Source organism: Saccharothrix sp. NRRL B-16314 (assembly GCF_000716595.1).
Lineage (GTDB): Bacteria > Actinomycetota > Actinomycetes > Mycobacteriales > Pseudonocardiaceae > Actinosynnema.
Window position 1 is genome coordinate 38,101 of sequence record NZ_JNXC01000006.1, and the last position, 17,880, is coordinate 55,980.

The window sequence follows — 17,880 nt, forward strand, 5'->3', positions numbered from 1 at the left end:
GGACCACGGCCCGGTACGCGCCCCGGATCAGATGATCGGGGTGCTCCAGCTCTTCGGCGTGACGTACGGGCTGGTCAGCGTGGTCACCTCGGTGTCGCCGACGGTGAGCTTCAGACCTGCCGCCGCGAGGTCCGGCGGCAGCCGCAGCAGGCCGAGCGCGGAACCGAGGCCGATGCTGTGCACCGCGTGCACGACCTCACCGATCTGCTCGCCGTCGACGGTGACAGGGGTGCCCGCCGCCGGCACGGTGTCGCCACCGGAGAACCCGACCGTGCGGCGCTCGGCGGCGGCCTCGAAGGCGGCCATCACGGCGTCACGGCCGATGAACTCCTCCTTGGTGATGTCCACCAGCCACCCGGCGCCCATCTCCAGCACGTCGACGCCTTCGCCGGCCTCGTGCCGCATCACCGGCTGGCGGACCTCCAGCATCGCCAGCTCGACGGCCTCCTGGCCCGCGGGCACGGCCTGCTCCATCGCCTTGGTCCACAGCTGCTCGGCCGACTCGGCCGGCACCAGCACCTTGTAGCCGTACTCGCCGGTCACGCCGGTGCGGGCGAAGACGATGTCGACGCCGTCCCACTGGGTGTCCACGACGGACTCGAACGGCAGCGCGGCGAGCTCGCCGTCGATCAGCCGGCCGACGACGCCCCACGCGTACGGGCCTTCCAGCCCGAACAGCGCGAACTCGGCGGTGCGGTCGGTGATCTCCACGCCGGCGTCGGCGTTCGCCTTCAGGTGCTCCAGCAGGCGGGTGCCGCCGCCGACCGAGCTCTCCAGCAGCAGGCCGGTCTCCCGGCCCCACACCACGACCTGGTCGACGGCGGTGCCGTCCTCGGCGAGCACGAGGCTCGTCATGCAGCGCTCGGCGGTCAGGTACTCCACGTCGCGGGCGAGCACCCGCTGCGCGAACGCACTGGCCGCGTCACCCGTGATCTCGATGATCCGCTCGCCGGACAGGTCGAGCAGGGCGGCGCGCTCGCGGATCGCCTCGTACTCGGCGTCGAGCGTGCTGAACCGCAGCGCGACATCGGCATCCAGGACGGTGCCGTACGCGGTGCCTTCGGGGTGCGCGGACTTCACCGGCGACGTGAGGGAATCCATTGTGGTGTCAGACCTTTCCGGTTGGACTGGTGGCGGCCGGGTCGGCGATGGTGATCGTCCCCTCGGCGGCGATCTGGCCGTCCACCCTGGCGCTCACCTTGAACTCGCTGAAACCGCGGCCACCCGCCGTCCGGTCAGCGTTGAGGATGATCTGGTCGCCCGGCACGATGGGGCGGCGGAACTTCATCGCCCGCACGCTCGCGAGGTAGCCGATCGGACCGGCGCCCGCGAGCGCGAACACCACGCCCGCGAGCTGGGCCATCGCCTCGATCACGATCACTCCCGGGAGCACCGCCGTGGAGGGGAAGTGCCCCTGGAACCACAGCTCGGTGGCCGCGACGTTCTTCACCGCGACCCCGCCGACGCCGGCTTCGACCCGGTCCACCCGGTCCAGCAGCAGGAAGGGCCAGCGGTGCGGCAGGATCTCGCGGATCTGGTCGTTCGTCAGCGAGGTCCCGGTGCGGACCACCGGCTCCCGGGTCGTGGTCATGCCGAGGGCGCCAGGGCCGGGTTGACGTGGTCGGCCAGGCGGGACACCGAGCCGAACACGGACATGTCGCTGTCGTAGAGCGCCACGCCGAACTCGGCCTCGATCGCCACGTACAGCTCCAGCACGTCGAGGCTGTCGAGTTCGAGGCCGCGGCCGAACAGCGGCTGGTCGTCGGTGATCCACGCCGGCTCGATCGGCAGATCGAGTCGCGAGACGATCATCTTCTTGATCTGGGCGCAGGTCTGCTGACGCAGGGCCGCCGCGGCGCGCAGGTCTTCGAGGGTCACGCTGTCCCCTTCCAGTGGTCCGGTGGTGTGTGAGCGGTCAGCCGAGTCCGCCGCCGTTGACGACGAACGTCTCGCTGGTGATGTACGAGGCCCGGTCGGACGCGAGGAACGTGACCAGGTTGGCGATCTCCTCCGGCCGTCCCATGCGGCCCAACCGGATGCGCGAGGCATAACCCTCGCGCAGCTTGGTGGGGATCACCTTGGTCATGTCGGTCTCCACGAAGCCCGGTGCGACCACGTTGACCCGCACGCCGTGCGGTGCGGCCTCGTAGGACAACGCCTTGGTGAACGCGATGATCGCGCCCTTGGAGGCGACGTAGTTGGTCTGGCCCGGGAACCCGCCGTCGAGTCCGCTGGCCGAGCTGAGCGTCACGATGGCGCCGCGCTTCTGGTGCTGCATGATGCGCATCGCTTCCCGGCACGCGAGGAACGTGCCGGTCATGTTGATGTCCATGGTCTCGCGGAACAGGTCGCTGCTCATCACGACCAGGTGCTTGTCGCGGGTCACGCCCGCGCTGGTGACCAGCACGTCGAGCCTGCCGTGCTCGGAGCGCACCGCGCGGAACATCTCCCGCACGGCGTCTTCGTCCGTCACGTCCGCGCGCAGCGCGCTCGCACTGCCACCGTCCGCCTCGATCTGGGCGACCAATTCCTTGGCGTGCTCCTCCGAACGTGAGTAGTTCACCACCACGTGGACACCGTGTGCCGCGAGGTCGACCGCGACAGCCCGGCCGATCCCGCGCGAACCACCGGTGACCAACGCGACCGATCCTTCGGCGAACATGGTGCCTCCCACTTGTCCGGATGCCTGCCCACACCGCTCGCCAGCGTGCGCCGCAAACCTACTGAACTGCGTTTTCACGGCTCTATCACTTCGATATCCGTCGGTTGACGGCCCCTCGCGCGGTGCCGCACGCTCGACCTCATGGCTGACTTCGAGGTCGACGTCCTCATCGTTGGCGGTGGCCCGGTCGGCCTCGCCGCGTCGATCGAATGCTCCCGGCACGGGCTCACCTCGTTGCTGGTCGAGCGGCACGCGGGCACGTCCCTGTTCCCCAAGGCGCGGTTGGTGTCCACCCGCACGATGGAGCTGGTGCGGTCGTGGGGGCTCCAGGCGGAGGTGGAGCGCGCCGGGCTGCCGCGCGAGGAGAGCCTGGCCGTCGGTGTCGGGTCGTCGCTCACGGCGGACGACTTCCACCGGGAGGTCGCGCCCATAGAGGAGGACGCGCCGCACAGCCCCACGTACACGTACATCTGCGCGCAGGACAAGTTCGAGGTGATCCTGCGCGGGCTGGCCTCCCGGCTGCCCGGCGGTGACGTCCGCTTCGCCACGACCATGACGTCGTTGGCGCAGGACGAGTCCGGCGTGGACGCGGTGATCGAGTCGTCGTCCGGCCGTTCCACGGTTCGGGCGCGCTACGCGATCGCGGCCGACGGTGGGCGCAGCGGCATCCGTTCGCAGCTCGGCATCGGGGTGCAGGGGCCGCCGCCGCTGGGTCACATGATCAGCATCATGTTCGACGCCGAGCTGGTGCCGCTGCTGACCGACCGCATGTGCGCGCTCTACTTCATCCGCAGCGCGTTGCCCTGCGCGGTGGAGGCGGTGGACAACAAGCGCCGGTGGATGATCCAGACCGGGTACGACCCGTCGGAGGGTGGCAGCGAGGCGGACTTCACGCCGGAGTTCTGCGTCGAGGTGGTGCGTGCCGCGGTGGGCGTGCCTGACCTGGACGTGTCGCTGGTCGGCGTGATGCCGTGGTTGCAGCAGGCCGTGACCGCCGAGCACTTCCGCTCGGGTCGCGTGTTCCTGGCGGGCGACGCGGCGCACGTGTCCACGCCGCAGGGCGGGTTCGGGATGAACTGCGGCATCCAGGACGCGCACAACCTGGTGTGGAAGCTGGCCGCCGTGCTGCACGGGGTCGCCGGTGAGGGGCTGCTGGACACCTACGAGGCGGAACGTCACCCGGTCGGTGAGCGGACCGTGGGCGAGAGCCTGGCCAACGCGTTCATCACGTTCCAGATGATGGAGGGCAAGCTGTCCATGGCGGAGGCCATCGGGCAGCAGGCCGGGCGTCGCCGTTCCGAAGGGCTGGTGCTGGGCTTCCACTACGACTCGACCGCCGTCGTCCCGGACGGCACGCCGGCTCCGTCGCCGGAGAACCCGTACCGGACGTACGTTCCCACGGCCCGTCCGGGCCACCGTGCGCCTCACGTTACCGTGACGCGTGGTGCCGAGACGGTGTCCACTTTGGACTTGTTGACCCCCGGCTTCACCCTGCTGACCCCCGCCGGCAGCGGCTGGGCCCAGGCCGCGAAGGAAGCCGCCGAGCAGACCGGCGTCGCCGTCACCGCCGTGGAGATCTCCACCGACGGGTCCACCGCCGTGTCGTCGTCCACCTGGGCCGACGCTTACGGCGTGACGCCCACGGGCGCCGTCCTGGTCCGCCCCGACGGCCACGTGGCCTGGCGCACCCCCACGTCCCCCACCCCCGTCCCCTCCCCCTCAACTCTGACCAACGTCCTGGCCAAGTCCCTGTCCACCAGTGAGTCCTACGTTCAGAACCCGTGAGTCGTACCTTCACGTCACGTGAGTCCTACGTTCGGAACCCCCGAATTCAACGCTCAGGACACGCGGCTCCGGTCGAGCCTGTTCTGAGCGTTGAATTCAGGGGTCCTGAACGTAGGACTCACGGGTTCGGAACGTAGGACTCACGCGGCTTGAACGTAGGACTCACGCGGGTTAGGCGGGGACGCGGAGGCGGGTGGTGGGGAGGTGGGTGGCGGGGAGGTGGGGTGCGGAGCGGAGTTCGGCGGCGGCTCTGCGGAGCGGGAGCGGGTAGCCGTCGCAGAGGCCGACGAGGCGGGTGGCCTCGTGGCGCTCCTCGGCCACCCAGTGCGGGCCGAGCAGCATGGACAGGAGCTGCCACGACTCCTCCGGGCGCAACGGCGTCAGGAACGACTGGTGCGCGCCCTGGCGTGCGACCAGCTCGGCCATCGGACCCCGGCTGGTGACCATCACCCGCGAGTGCGGCCCGCTCGGCAGCAACGGCCGCACCTGCGCGAAGTCCACCGCGTCGTCCAGCACGACCAGGATCCGCCGGCGGGACACGCTGCTGCGGTACAGCGCGACCTTCTCCCCCGGATCGTCCGGAATGGACTCCCCCGGCACGCCGAGCGCCCGCAGGAACCGGTCCAGCAGCACCATCGGCGACACCGGACGCCCGAAGTCGTCCACCAGGTCCGCGTACAGCTGCCCGTCGGGGAACCGGTCGACCCGCTGGTGCGCCCAGCGCAACGCCAGCGCCGTCTTGCCCACCTCACCCGGACCGGACAGCACCACGGTCCCGGGCACGTCCGCACCGCCACCCAGCGCCGCGTCCAGCTCGGCCAGCTCGGCGTCACGCCCCGCGAACGGCAGCGCCTGGCGCGGCAGCTGCGAAGGCGCCGCCACCGGCACGACCTCCACCCGTTGCTGCGGCAGCAGCGCCGGCGCGTCGCGCAGGATCTTCTCGTGCAGCTCACGCAGTTCGGGCCCCGGTTCCAGCCCCACCTGCTCGATCAACGTGCGCCGGGCGTCCTGGTACGTCCGCAACGCCTCCGCCCGCCGACCCGACCGGTACTGGGCCAGCATGAGCTGGGCACGGGCGCGCTCCCGCAACGGGTGTTCCGCGACGACCGCCGCGAGTTCCTTGCCCACCCGGTAGTGCAGCCCCAGCCGCAGTTCCAGCTCGGCGCACGTCTCCACCGCGTCGAGCCGCGCCGACTGGAGCCGGACCGCCTCGGCCCGCAGCCCCGGCAGGTCCTCGAACGGCACCCCGCGCCAGAGCCCCAACGCCTCCCGCAAGGACGCCACCGCGCCGGACAGGTCGTCGCGGGCGGCGCAAGTGCGAGCCCGGCTGATCAGGCCGTTGAACCGGGGCCAGTCCGCGCCGCCCTCGTCCACCCGCGCCACGTACCCGGGGCTGGCCGTGGCGATGATCCGCCCGGCACCCGTGTCGCCGAGCGCCCGCCGCAGCCGCGACACGCAGATCGCGATCTGACCGCGTGCGCTGGCGGGCGGGTCACCGTGCCAGACGGCCTCGATCAGCCGGTCGACGCTGACCACCCGGTTGGCGTCGAACACCAGCCTGGCCAGCACCGCGCGCTCACGCGGACCGCCGACCCGCAGGTCGTCGGCGCCGCGTGACGCCCGGATCGGCCCCAGGATGCCGAACTCCACCGGTTCCGCCATCAGCGCTGTCGGCGTCAACGCGACCGCGCCAGGTGCCGCTCGATCTCGTCCGCCGCGCGGGAGGCGCCACCCGAGTCCGCGACCGCCTTGCGCATCGCGTCCGATCGGGCCGCGACCTCCGGGTTGCCGAGCACCGACGTGACGGCCTCGACCAGCGCGTCGGCGGTGAGGGCGTCGGGGTCGAGCATGGTGCCCAGCCCCAGCTCACGCAGCCGCCACCCGGTCGGCCGGTCCAGCGCGGACCCCGGCACGCACACCATCGGCGCACCGGCGCGCAGCGCCTCCATCACCGTGCCCATGCCACCGTGCGTCACGCACAGCGAGGCGTGCTCCAGCACCGTCACGTGCGGCACCCAGCGGTGCACCTCGACGTTGGGCGGCAGTTCGCCGAGCGACGCCGGGTCCACGCCGTCGCCCATCGTCATCACCGCGTGCCACGGCCGGCCGCGGAACGCCTCGACGCACGTCCGGAAGAAGTCCTGGTGCTCGTTGAACACCGCGCCCAGCGACACCAGCACCACCGGCAGCCCACTGTCGGGAGGCGACCAGGACCCGAGGAACCCCCGGTCGCCGACGCACGGCCCGACGAACGCGAACCGCTCGTCGAACGTCTCACCGGCGTACTGGAACTCGCGCGGCACCGTGACCAGGCTCAGCGGCGGCACCTCGAACCACACCTCGTGCGGCGCGGCGGTCACCCCGTGCTCGGCGCAGAGCGCGGCGATCCGCGCCATCGTCGCGCCGACCCACTCCGGCATCTCCTTCGGCTTCTCGACGGCGGGCGTCGCGCCGGAGGACTCCGGGTTGTACATGGCGTTGAGGAACGAGAAGTGCTCGTTCGACGCGAACACCGGGATGACCTGAGCGGCCGGGACGCCCCAGCGCCGGGCGAGGACGCGGCCCGCGTAGAGGATCGAGGTGTCGTAGACGACCAGGTCCGGCCGGTCGCCGTCGAGGTCGGTGGTCGCGGTGGCCAGCATGGCGGCGCTCTCGTCGAGCAGCACGGACATCAGGTAACCGGGGTCGTTGGCGACCAGGGCGAAATCCGCGTCGCGGTAGCGGGAGTCATAGGCCACGGCGGTGGCGCCGGCCTCGGTCACGACATCGGCCATGCTCGGCGCGGTCAGGTAGGTGACCCGGTGGCCGCGGGCGACCAGCTCGGTGACCATCGCGAGGTTGGGAATGATGTGCCCGTGGTCGGGGTGGCACATGAACAGGAAATGCCGCGACATTCGTTGATCCCATCCCAGGACGTCGTGGAATCCGGCACCCGTGCCGGCAGCGCCGCCACCGTAAAGCGGCCGGTTCTGGCCTGGACACCCCTAACCGCCCTATTGAAACGCAGTCGCGGGCACCCGCGAACGGCCTAGTCGGCGCTGCTGCTTTGGCACCACAGTGACCGGCTTGACCTGCATGTTAGGGGTTACCCCCTATCCTGGGGCGCGCCTAGGCTTACCCTCGACCCCCGATTGTCGAAAGGGCAGCTATGACCACATTTGTCTGGGACTACTCGCGTGAATACGAATCGGAGCGGAAGGACATACTCGACGCGGTCGAGACGGTGTTCTCCTCCGGCAGGCTCGTCCTCGGTCCCAGCGTGTCGTCGTTCGAGGCGGAGTTCGCCGGCTACCACGGCGTGTCGCACTGCGTCGGCGTGGACAACGGCACGAACGCCATCCGCCTGGCGCTCCAGGCGCTCGGGGTCGGCGCGGGCGACGAGGTGATCACGGTGTCGAACACCGCCGCCCCGACCGTGCTGGCGATCGACGCGGTGGGCGCGACCCCGGTGTTCGTCGACGTGCACCCCGACACGTACCTGATGGACGTGGCCCAGGTCGCCGCCGCGATCACCCCGCGCACCAAGTGCCTGCTGCCGGTGCACCTCTACGGGCAGTGCGTCGACATGGCCCCGTTGCGCGCGATCGCCGACGAGCACGGCCTGGTGCTGCTGGAGGACTGCGCGCAGGCGCACGGCGCGCGCCACCACGGGCAGGTCGCCGGGTCGATGGGCGTGGCCGCCGCGTTCTCCTTCTACCCGACCAAGGTGCTCGGCGCGTACGGCGACGGGGGCGCGACGATCACGAACGACCCGGCGGTCGACGCGAACCTGCGCCGGCACCGCTACTACGGGATGGAGAAGACCTACTACGTGGTCGAGACCCCCGGCCACAACTGTCGGCTGGACGAGGTGCAGGCCGAGATCCTGCGCCGCAAGCTCGGCCGGCTCGACCAGTACGTCGCCGGACGGCAGGCCGTCGCCGCGCGCTACGTCGAGGGGTTGGGTGACACGGACCTCGTGCTGCCCGTGACAGCGCCCGGCAACACCCACGTCTACTACGTCTACGTGGTGCGCCACCCGCGCCGTGACGACATCCTGGAAGCGCTGAAGGCGTACGACATCCAGCTCAACATCAGCTACCCGTGGCCGGTGCACACGATGACCGGTTTCGCGCACCTCGGCTACGAGAAGGGCAGCCTGCCGGTCACCGAACGGCTGGCCGGCGAGATCTTCTCGCTGCCGATGTACCCGTCGCTGCCCCAGGAGACCCAGCAGCACGTCATCACGTCGCTGCGGGAAGTCCTCGCCGCCCTGTGACCGCCCCGTGAGGGCAGCCCCGGTCCACCGCGGACCGGGGCCGCACCGGGCCACCGTCAGCCGCGGGGGACGAGGCTGCGCAGGCAGAGCAGCAGGCTGCGGGCCTGGATGTTCACGTAGAAGCTGTGCCGCAGCAGCTCCTCGTACTGGTGCAGGGTGAGCCACCGGTACTCCGCGTCGTCCGCGGCCACGTCGGCGTCGGTCTCCACGATCATGTACCGGTTGCGGGCGCCCAGGAACCGGCCGCCCTCCTCCGACAGCACGGTGTCGAAGCGGACCCGCGAGGACGTCAGCACCTCGTCCAGGAACCGGGGCCGCGCGGGCAGGTGGTCGTACGTCTCCGGCACGCACTGCACGGTGGGGGCCAGCTCGGTCACGTCCGCGTAGCCGGGTTCGGTGCGGGCGTGGGTCAGCACGTGCAGGGTGCCGCCGATCTCCTTGACCAGGAACGCGATCACGCCCGTGCCGACCGGTTCGATCATCGGCTGGGACCACGCGGCGACCTCGCGCCCACCGGCTTCCACGTCGACGCCGACCACGGTGAAGAACCCGCCGCTGCGGTGCGCGATCCGCCCGTCGACGCGGGTCCAGTCGGGCAGCCCGGACAGCGGGCCGAGGGCGACGTGGAGGTCGGTGCGGGTGCGCACCTCGGTGATCCAGCTCAGCACGTCGCCGATCGTGTGCACGCCGGGCGTCGCCGGGTCGGCGGAGCGGACGAGCGCGGTGGTGAACGCGTCGGTGGCCGCGCCGGCCAGGTCGGCGCCGCCCGAGGGCAGGCAGGCCAGCACCGTGCGGGCGTCCATGTTGACCAGGTCCGGCACCGCCATCAGGTCGGCCACCTCGCCCAGGGTCAGCCAGCGGAACCCGTCGAGCACCTCGATCTCGCCGTCGACCTCGACGACCATGTTCCGGTTGCGCTTGCGGTAGAACCAGGCGCCCTGCTCGGACTGGCGGATGTCCACGACGACGCGGTGGCCGGAGGTGTCGCGGAAGTGCTCCAGGTACGGGATCGCCTTGCCCTGGTGCACGCGCGTGTAGTTGCTGCGGGTGGCCTGCACGGTCGGTGACAGCTGCAGCCCGTTGGGGTTGCCCGGTTCGTGCTTGGCCTGCATGAGGAAGTGCAGGACGCCGTCGATCTCGCGGGTGAGGATGCCGAGGATGCCGATCTCCGGCTGGTTGATGATCGGCTGGCGCCAGTGCGGCACCGCGGCGCCGGGCAGGTCGACGGCCAGCGACTCGACGCTGAAGAACCGGCCGGTGTGGTGCCGGAGGTTGCCGGTGTCCGGTTCGGTCCGCCAGCCCGCCACCTCGTCGAGCGGCACGCGGTCGACGCGCATCCAGCAGTGCTCGGCGGTCCGGGTGAGCCAGGCGTGCACGGCGTCGGTGCCGCCGCCGATGAGCATCGACTCGGCCAGGCGCGGCCCGGTCGGCGGGCGAGTGGGCGCTGACACCTGGTGGACTTCCTTTCCTCAGGCCGAGTACGCGGGCAGGAGCCCGGCGGCACGAGCCTTGTCGAGGGTCGGCGCGACGAGGTCGCGCTGGGACTGGACCGCGTCGGCGGGCATGGGCAGCGCAAGGTCCGGGTCCAACAGGGACACCGCCAGTTCGTCGTCCGGCTGGTAGCCGCGCGACATCAGGTAGCAGACGGTGGAATCGTCCTCCAGCGCCAGGAACGCGTGCCCGAGCCCGGCCGGGATGTGGACGGCGCGGAAGCTGTCCGCGGACAGCTCGACGGAGTCCCACGCGCCGAACGTCGGTGAGCCGACCCGCAGGTCGACCACGAAGTCCAGCACCCGACCACGTGAGCAGTGCACGTATTTCGCGCAGCCGGGCGAAGTGCGGGCGTAGTGCACGCCACGGGCGACACCGCGGCGGGAAACGCTGCTGCTGGCCTGCGCCACCGCGAACAGCGGCGCGCCGACCGCCTCCACGTACACCGATTCCTGGAACTGGGAGACGAACAGACCGCGGTCGTCGGTGAAGACCTCGGGCTCGAACTCCCAGGCACCGCCGACGGCGAGCTCACGCGCTTTCATCAGCACCTTCCGTCCGCCGGCCCGATTCCGCACCAGCTTGATGCGGTCCGGACTGCGTGGTCAACCACTAGGGGCACCCCTAGGCAGGGGTTAGGGGTGCGCCGGCTCGATCCGTCCACTGTGGAATTCGGCGGCGACGGCGGCGACCGTCCGGGCCACCGCGTCGGCCAACGGCACGCGAGCACGCCACCCGGTGACCCGGCTGAACGCCGTCGGATCGGCCACGAGGCTGCGGAAGTCGATCGGTGTGGCGTGTTCCGGCGGCGCCACCGACATCACCGACACCGCCGGCAGCCCGGTGTGCGCGGCAACGGCTTCGGACACCGCGGTGAACAGGTCCCGCACGGAGATCCCGGTGCCGGAGCCGACCAGCCAGGCGTGCCCGGCGAGGTCGTCGGCGTGCGCCACCGCGGCGACGAACGCCTCGGCCACGTCCTCGACGAACAGCAGGTCGCGTTCCATCTCCCCGGTGCCCCACACGGTCAACGGCTGACCGGCCAACGCGCGGCGCGCCATCGCGGCCACCACGCCCCGGTCCGGTGAACCCGACGAGGGACCGAACACCGTTGGCATCCGGAGACTGCAGCCGCCCGCGTCGAGCACGAGGCGTTCGGCCGCGCACTTCTGCCGGTCGTACTCGCTGTCCGGTCGGTCGGGTTCGGTGCCGTCGATCCGTTCCGGCGCACCGGGACCGACCTGCGAGGTTGAGCCGGGGAACACCACCGCCGCACCGGCCGCGGCGACCGCGTCGGCGATCACGCCCACGTTGACCTTCGCGGCGTCGTCCGCGCCGGCCGCCTCGACCCGCCACGTGCCGCTGCCGGTGAACAACACCAGTGGCAGCACGACGTCCGCCCCGGCGACGGCGGCGGCGACCCGTCCGGGTTCGGTCAGGTTGGCGGTGACGGCCTCGGCCGGGAACGGCGGCACGCCGGGGTCGCGGGCGACCACCCGCACCGCGGCACCGGCGGCGGCCAACCTCGCGGCCACCGCCGAGCCGACGAACCCCGAGCCGCCCAGCACCACGACCTTGGTGCCCGCGCGCAGAGCCCTCACCGTCAGACCACGTGCACTTCGGGGACGTACAGGATCCACTTGCCGCCCGCCTCCCGGAACGCCTGCTCCTTGGCCATGATCTCCTCGGCGTGGTTCCACGCGAAGAGCAGCGCGTAGTCCGGGTGCGGGTTGGCGAACTCCTCCGCGGGCCGCACCGGGATGTGCGAGCCGGGCGCGAGCCGGTGCTGCTTCGCGGGGGTGGTGTCGCCGATGAACTCGACCAGGTCCGGGCCGATGCCGCAGAGGTTGGTCACGGTGGCGCTCTTGGCGGTCGCGCCGTAGCCGACCACCCGCTTGCCCTCGTCCTTGAGCTTGCGCAGCAACGCGACTAGGTCGTCGCGGATCGCGCGGATGCGGTCCCCGAAGACGTCCAGCGTGGCGCGCTCCGCGAGCCCGCGGTCCTTCTCCTCGGCGAGCAGCGCGGCGACCGCCTCGGCCCGCGGTCGGGCACCGGGCCGGGCCAGCGTGTAGCGGACCTCGCCGCCGTGCACCTCAAGGCGTTCCACGTCGACCAGCTCCAGCCCGTGCCGGCGGGCCATCTCGTCCACCGAACTCGCGCTGAACAGGAAGAAGTGCTCGTCGTAGATCTGGTCGAACGACGTCCGCTCGATGATGTCGCCCAGGTACGGGTCCTCGAACACGAACACGCCGCTGGGTCCGAGCAGCGCCTCGACGCCCTTGAGGATCGAACCCATGTAAGGGATGTGGCACAACGTGTTCGCCGCGTAGATCACGTCGGCCGCGCCGTGCTCCTCGCGGATGGACAGCGCCGTGGACTCCTCGAAGAAGTCCTTGCGCACCCGCACGCCGGCCGCCGCCGCCATGTCGGCGACCGCGCCGGAGGGCTCGACACCGAGGTGCCGCACGCCCGCTTCGGCCACCGTGCGCAGCATCGTGCCGTCGTTGCAGCCCAGCTCCACCACGAACGGGTCGGCGCCGGCCAGTTCGGTGGCCAGGAACCGCTCGGCCAACGCCTGGAAGTGCTTGCGCATCACGGCGGAGCCCTGCGAGATGTACGGGTAGTCCTCGTGGAACATCTTCTCCCGCGGCACCTCCTCCATGAGCTGCACCATGCCGCAGGTGCCGCACACGCCCACGGCGAGGCGGTAGAAGAACTCCTCGGAGGTGTCCTCCGGCAGCCGGAAGGCGTCCGACAGCGGCTGCGTGCCGAGATCGACGAACTCGGCGACCGTCCCCGTGCAGATCCGGCAGGTGGAGTCGGGTGACATGGGCAGCTCTTTCCGCTCAGGTGCCGGTCGGTCCGGCGCAGGTGGTGCTGGTGGAGGGTGTCACCCGCGCGCTTCGTACGCCCGGGTGCTCGTCGTGCCGGTGAGGTGCGCGAGTCTGCGGGGCAGGTCCGCCCGGCTTTTGAGGCCGAGCTTGCGGTACACCCGGGTGAGGTGCTGCTCGACGGTGCTCACCGTGATGTAGAGCAGGCCGCTGATCTCCCGGTTCGTGTGGCCCTGCGCGGCGAGTTCGGCGACCCGGCGTTCGGAGTCGCTGAGCGCGGGCGGCTCGTCCGGCGGGTCCGCCGCCTCGCCGGCGGCCCAGTCGATCGGGATGGGCAGCGCGCCGGAGTAGGACGCCTTCGTCTCCTCCGCCGCGACCCTGGCCAGTTCCCTGGACTGCCCGTGCTCGCCGATGTCGGCCAGCGCCTCGCTGAGGTCCGACAGCGCGCGGGCCAACTCCACCCGGTCGCCGGCCTGGCGGAGGTGTTGCACGGCTTCGCGGAGCAGCGCGGGCCGCTCGTCCGGTTCACCGGCTGCGGCCATCACCCGCAGCGACGTCCCGCGCGTGCGCCGGTCGCCGGCGGGCAGCCGCATCTGTTCCCGGATCAGCTCGCGGGCCACCTCCGGGCGGCCGAGCAGGAGGTTCGCCTCCGCCAGGCCGCAGCGCCACGCCGCCAGCACCGGCAGGTCGATGCCCCAGTCGCGCATCCGCGTGCCGCAGTTCTGGAAGTCGCTGATGGCGGCCAGCACGCGGCCGGCGGTGAGGTTGGCGTGGCCGCGCGCGTTGAGGTAGCGCAGGCCGCACACGGTGGAGAACATGGCGTCCGGCACGCGCAGCCGCATGAGCTCGCCGACCACCCGGTGCCGGCCCAGGACGCTGTTGGCCTGCAACAGCACCGCGAGCGGGTAGCCGATCGACACGCCCCAACCCTGGTGCGGCAGCAGACCGAGCGCGGTCTCGGCGCGGGCGACGGCCACCACGACCTCGCCGCAGCGCAACGCGATGTCGGCCCTGATCACCTCGATGAGCGCCTGCCACGTCACCGCGCCGCTGCGGGCCGCTTCGGCGGCCAGCCGTTCGCACCAGCGCTCGGCCCGTTCGGTGTGCCCGCCGTGCACGAGGATCAGCAGTGCGGTGAGCACGACCTCCAAGGCCATGTCGCCGGGGTGGCAGCTCTGCAGGATGTGCTCGGCGCTGGCGGTGGCGTCCGCGCAGAACTCGGCGGTCCAGAACGTGCCCAGCGCCTGCGCCGCGGCGACCCACGGGTCCGCGTCGGACTCGGCGTTCGAGGCCATCGCGGTCGCCGCGCCCAAGCCGTGCACCCACTGGCAGATGATCCGCAGCTCGGCGGCGCTCTGCGCGTCCAACAGCTCCGGTCGGGCCTTGAGGATGTCGAGCGCGCGGATCGCGGTGGCCTCGTCGCCGTTCCACAGGGCGTGCTGCACGACGCTCATCGCGTCGCGACCGCGCAAACGCCCTTCCCACATGGCTTCGCGCAGCGGTGCGGCGTGCACCACGGCGGCGGCCGGGTTCACCCGCCACAGCGCGTGCACCAGCACGCACGTGATGCCGAGGCGTTCGTCCTCGTCGGCGGCGGGCAGCGCCGGTTCCAGGTAGCGCACGGCGGCGGCGACGTCGTCGCACATCAGCGCCTGCTCGGCGGCGATCCGCAGCACCGCCACCGGCCACCCGGCCGACACGCGGTCCGCCGCGACCAGGTGGTCGGCGACGACGGCGGTGGCCGCACCCCGTTGGTACAGCAGCTCGGCGGCGCGCGCGTGCAGCCGTGCGCGCTCCGCGCCCGGCATGCTGTCCAGGACGGCGGCCTCGGCGCCGGGGTGCCGGAAACGGCCGTCGACCAGCAGGCCGGCGGCGGTGAGGACGTCGGCCACCTGCTCGGCGGCCTCGGGCGTGGTGCCCGCCAGCCGCCCCACCAGGACGGGCGTGCGGTCCTCCCCCAGCACGGCGACCGCCCTGGCCACCTCCAGCAGGCCCGCTTCCCAGCGGTGCAGGCACTCCAGCACCGCGCGCCCGAACGCCGGGCCGACCCGCTCCGGTCCGGCCGGACGACCGGCGTCCATGTCCTCGATCATCGCCCGGACCAGCATCGGGTTGCCGCCGGTGATCCGGTGCAGCACCGCGGCCGGATCGTCGACGTCGGCCGCGTCGGCGTCACCCGCCCCCGCGTGCTCGCGCAGCAGGTCGGCGATGCCGGCTTCGGACAGCGGCGCGAGCCGGATGCGGTGGTGCGGCCGGCGCGTCATCTCGCCGTGGAACAGCGGCAGCGTCAGCCGGGGCTGTTCCCACTCGGTCAGCACCACGAGCACGCGCCCGGAGCCCATCCGCCGGCGGAGGTAGAGCAGGAATTGCAACGACGAGCTGTCGGCGAATTGCACGTCGTCCACGCAGATCACCACGGGACGCTCGCGCGTTAATTCGAGGACGATTCCGCACATCTCGTGCACCGCGCGGACGCTGCCGTGCCGAATAGCGCGGACATCCGAAGCGGATTCATCCACGGTCGCCGCAAACGGCGTGATCAGGTGCGAAATGCGGTCGGCGATCTCCGGCGGCAGGCCGGCGCCGTGGAACAACTGGTCGACGATCCCGGCCTGGAGGGTGCGCTCGGCCGGCGCGCCCGCAGCCGTGAGCAGCAGGGCGCCGGCATCGGCCGCATGGCGCTGGAACTGCTGCAACAGCTCGGTCTTTCCGCTGGCCAGGCCCCCGCTGACGAGCGCGAAGCGCCCCGCGCCCCGCGTGCATTCGGCGAGCAGGGCGGTCAACTCGGCGAGGGCACCTCGGTGGTCCGACAGCACCATCACCAGCTCCCTTCCAAGTTGGGCGACCGACGGCTTTTTCTCGACGGATGCGGTCTGGCGTTTTATAGCACGCGGAGCAACCCTTGCCGACCGACCAGGATTTAGCCACACCCGCACATAGGCGGTCCTGGGAGCGGTTGCGTCCATCCGGCCTTCGGAAGCACGAAACCAACAATTCATTTTGCCCTGCTGCCGGTAGCCTCAAACGGCGCAACGTGCGAAATGAGACATTGGCCCATCCGGCCCAACTGCGGTCAGGGGGCGTCCGACATACCATGATCAGGGCAACTACCCGCACGCGACCGGGAATTCGGTAGGCAGTCGTGTCGAAACCGTGGCCGGGAGAACACTTGCAGCCGGCACCATCCCCTGTCGACCTTGCCGCCAGAACCGAACTTCGTGCCGGAAGTCCTGACGAAGAGTGCGGGATTCCGCACGGTCCGTCACGGTTAACAGTACTGCACGGCCCCCTGCGACGGCGATACTCCGACCGCACGTGACGGACGGCCCGGCAGGTCGCCGCGCCGAGCGCCGCCCGCACCGACCCGCGAGCGCTCCAATTGACTAAACAGCCCTATAGTTGGTTAGACGTTCACAGGAATCGGACGTATCGCCCGGATTCGGAACAAAGTCCATCCAATTTGGACAGCCGCGCAGCGCGGCGATCGGCCGGCCGCGAATTCAGGCCCCGACCTCACCCCACACGGTCTTGTGCCCGGCACAGGGGTCCACACCCCACCCGCACGACAACCGGTTCACCAGCAGCAGACCGCGGTTGTGCAGCCCGCGCCCACCCGGTTTGCCCAGCACCGGCAGGAGTTCGGGGCTCGCGTCGTCCACTTCCACCCGGACCACCCGCCGGCCCCGCGGGCGCCGCAGCCGCAGCCGGCGCGGTGCGCTCGCGTGCTCGAAGGCGTTGGTCATCAGCGCGTCGGCGATCACCAGCAGGTCCAGCAACTGCGACTGGTCCAGGTCGGGCAGGCTGTCGGCGATCCACCTCCGCGCGCTGCGCATGGGTGGGACGGTGTCCTCCAAGTCGAAGTCGATGTGGTCGGGGGACCGTTCGACGACGTCCACACTCGTGCCTTCCAACAACTGTTACTCCCGGGACGGTCGCCGGGCGTATCGGACGGGTTTCCCTCACGCGACACCCGCAAACTGCGACCTGACGGGAACGATTCAGGCGAGGCGGACCTCGGCCCAGACGGTCTTGTGGTCGGGCCGCGGCCGGTGCCCCCAGTTCACCGACAGCCGGTTGACCATGAGCAGGCCACGGCCGTGCGCGGGGGTGTCCAGTCGACCCAGGACCGGTAGCCGGCTCGGGCTGGCGTCATCCACCTCGACGCGGACCACGTCACCGTCGTCCGGCCGCACCAGCCGCAGCCGGCGCGGCGCGCGGGCGTGCCGGTAGGCGTTGCCCACCAGTTGCCCGGCAACCACCAGGATGTCCACCAACCTGTCGTCGCCGATCTCCGGGAAAGTGCCCGCTACCAGTCCCGACAGCGATGCCGGGCTGGGAGGCGCATCGGGGAGGTCGAGGTCGACCCCGTCCCGAGGGACATCGACAGTGCTCACGGTCCGCCCTCCAGTGCCCTGTGTTCTCAAGGCAGAAACAACTCTCGTAGTACCCGGTGGCACGGCGGCGGAAACACCGGAACGACGGTCACGTCCGAAATTTCGCCGTCCGACCGAACCTCCAGGTCACGCGGGCGCGGGCCGAGCGACCACGCGGTGACGACCCGGTCACCGAGCGTCCGAAGTGGACGATCGTCGAGTGACACCGGTCACGTCACGACGAGCACGTACCGGTACAACTCCGGGTAGCGACCTGCCGTGCCGGACAACGGTTCCAGCACGGGCACCTCGCCTTGACCTGGACGCCCCTGACGCACCCGGCCGGGCATTCGGCGACGCAGCGCCCGCGACCGCCGGCGGTCAAGCGGTGGTTTCCCGGCGCATTGATTCCGCATTCACGCCGCTGACCAGCACTATTCCATAACAGCGTGATGTGACCTCTGCGCGCATTGTCGAACC

15 protein-coding genes are annotated in these 17,880 nt (G+C 71.2%); 2 read left to right on the forward strand and 13 right to left on the reverse strand.

What is annotated here, in order from left to right; translation table 11 throughout:
- Positions 1-27: 27 nt before the first annotated feature.
- The 4 genes from OQ02_RS12565 to fabG are packed head-to-tail and all read right to left on the reverse strand — an operon-like array spanning position 28 to position 2,662.
- A complete protein-coding gene (locus OQ02_RS12565; protein WP_033438569.1) occupies positions 28-1,101 on the reverse strand; it encodes an aminomethyltransferase family protein in 1,074 nt (357 codons plus the stop codon).
- 7 nt (positions 1,102-1,108) lie between these two features.
- Positions 1,109-1,591: a 3-hydroxyacyl-ACP dehydratase FabZ gene (gene fabZ / locus OQ02_RS12570; RefSeq protein WP_033438570.1), complete on the reverse strand. Its 483-nt coding sequence runs from the start codon at positions 1,589-1,591 to the stop codon at positions 1,109-1,111.
- Positions 1,588-1,878 (reverse strand): acyl carrier protein, encoded by a 291-nt coding sequence (locus OQ02_RS12575; RefSeq protein WP_051772214.1) that lies wholly within the window; start codon positions 1,876-1,878, stop codon positions 1,588-1,590. The genes fabZ and OQ02_RS12575 overlap by 4 nt, the downstream gene beginning before the upstream one ends.
- Before the next feature lie 37 nt (positions 1,879-1,915).
- Positions 1,916-2,662: a 3-oxoacyl-ACP reductase FabG gene (fabG, locus tag OQ02_RS12580; RefSeq protein ID WP_033438571.1), complete on the reverse strand. Its 747-nt coding sequence runs from the start codon at positions 2,660-2,662 to the stop codon at positions 1,916-1,918.
- A 141-nt stretch (positions 2,663-2,803) separates the two neighbouring features.
- Between fabG and OQ02_RS46655 the strand changes: the two genes are divergently transcribed.
- Complete coding sequence (locus OQ02_RS46655; RefSeq protein WP_033438572.1) at positions 2,804-4,447, forward strand: FAD-dependent monooxygenase; 1,644 nt, start codon at positions 2,804-2,806, stop codon at positions 4,445-4,447.
- 171 nt (positions 4,448-4,618) lie between these two features.
- Here the strand turns inward: OQ02_RS46655 and OQ02_RS12590 are convergent, their stop codons facing one another.
- Positions 4,619-6,109 (reverse strand): AfsR/SARP family transcriptional regulator, encoded by a 1,491-nt coding sequence (locus OQ02_RS12590; protein WP_051772215.1) that lies wholly within the window; start codon positions 6,107-6,109, stop codon positions 4,619-4,621.
- Positions 6,110-6,123: 14 nt separating this feature from the next.
- Positions 6,124-7,341 carry a macrolide family glycosyltransferase gene (locus tag OQ02_RS12595; RefSeq protein WP_033438573.1) on the reverse strand — a complete coding sequence of 406 codons (1,218 nt, stop codon included), beginning with the start codon at positions 7,339-7,341 and terminating at the stop codon, positions 6,124-6,126.
- Between the two features lie 254 nt (positions 7,342-7,595).
- On the opposite strand from OQ02_RS12595, the gene OQ02_RS12600 reads away from it, so the two are divergent.
- The gene (locus OQ02_RS12600) at positions 7,596-8,705 is read left to right on the forward strand and encodes a DegT/DnrJ/EryC1/StrS family aminotransferase (RefSeq protein ID WP_033438574.1); all 1,110 of its coding nucleotides are present in this window, start codon (positions 7,596-7,598) and stop codon (positions 8,703-8,705) included.
- Between the two features lie 56 nt (positions 8,706-8,761).
- Here OQ02_RS12600 and OQ02_RS12605 read toward each other — a convergent pair whose 3' ends face one another.
- The 7 genes from OQ02_RS12605 to OQ02_RS12635 form a co-directional block, all read right to left on the reverse strand.
- The gene (locus OQ02_RS12605; RefSeq protein WP_033438575.1) at positions 8,762-10,156 is read right to left on the reverse strand and encodes an NDP-hexose 2,3-dehydratase family protein; all 1,395 of its coding nucleotides are present in this window, start codon (positions 10,154-10,156) and stop codon (positions 8,762-8,764) included.
- 18 nt (positions 10,157-10,174) lie between these two features.
- A complete protein-coding gene (locus OQ02_RS12610; RefSeq protein ID WP_033438701.1) occupies positions 10,175-10,741 on the reverse strand; it encodes a dTDP-4-dehydrorhamnose 3,5-epimerase family protein in 567 nt (188 codons plus the stop codon).
- A gap of 90 nt (positions 10,742-10,831) precedes the next feature.
- Positions 10,832-11,797 carry an NAD-dependent epimerase/dehydratase family protein gene (locus tag OQ02_RS12615; RefSeq protein ID WP_051772216.1) on the reverse strand — a complete coding sequence of 322 codons (966 nt, stop codon included), beginning with the start codon at positions 11,795-11,797 and terminating at the stop codon, positions 10,832-10,834.
- Between the two features lie 2 nt (positions 11,798-11,799).
- Positions 11,800-13,026, reverse strand: a complete 1,227-nt coding sequence (locus OQ02_RS12620) for a class I SAM-dependent methyltransferase (RefSeq protein WP_033438576.1) — start codon at positions 13,024-13,026, stop codon at positions 11,800-11,802.
- A gap of 60 nt (positions 13,027-13,086) precedes the next feature.
- Positions 13,087-15,846, reverse strand: coding sequence for an AAA family ATPase (locus OQ02_RS12625; RefSeq protein ID WP_063747055.1), 2,760 nt, complete (start codon positions 15,844-15,846; stop codon positions 13,087-13,089).
- A gap of 681 nt (positions 15,847-16,527) precedes the next feature.
- Positions 16,528-16,938 carry a hypothetical protein gene (locus OQ02_RS12630; RefSeq protein WP_156077011.1) on the reverse strand — a complete coding sequence of 137 codons (411 nt, stop codon included), beginning with the start codon at positions 16,936-16,938 and terminating at the stop codon, positions 16,528-16,530.
- Between the two features lie 87 nt (positions 16,939-17,025).
- On the reverse strand, positions 17,026-17,421 hold the full coding sequence (locus OQ02_RS12635) for an ATP-binding protein (RefSeq protein WP_156077012.1): 396 nt from the start codon (positions 17,419-17,421) through the stop codon (positions 17,026-17,028).
- Positions 17,422-17,880 lie beyond the last annotated feature (459 nt).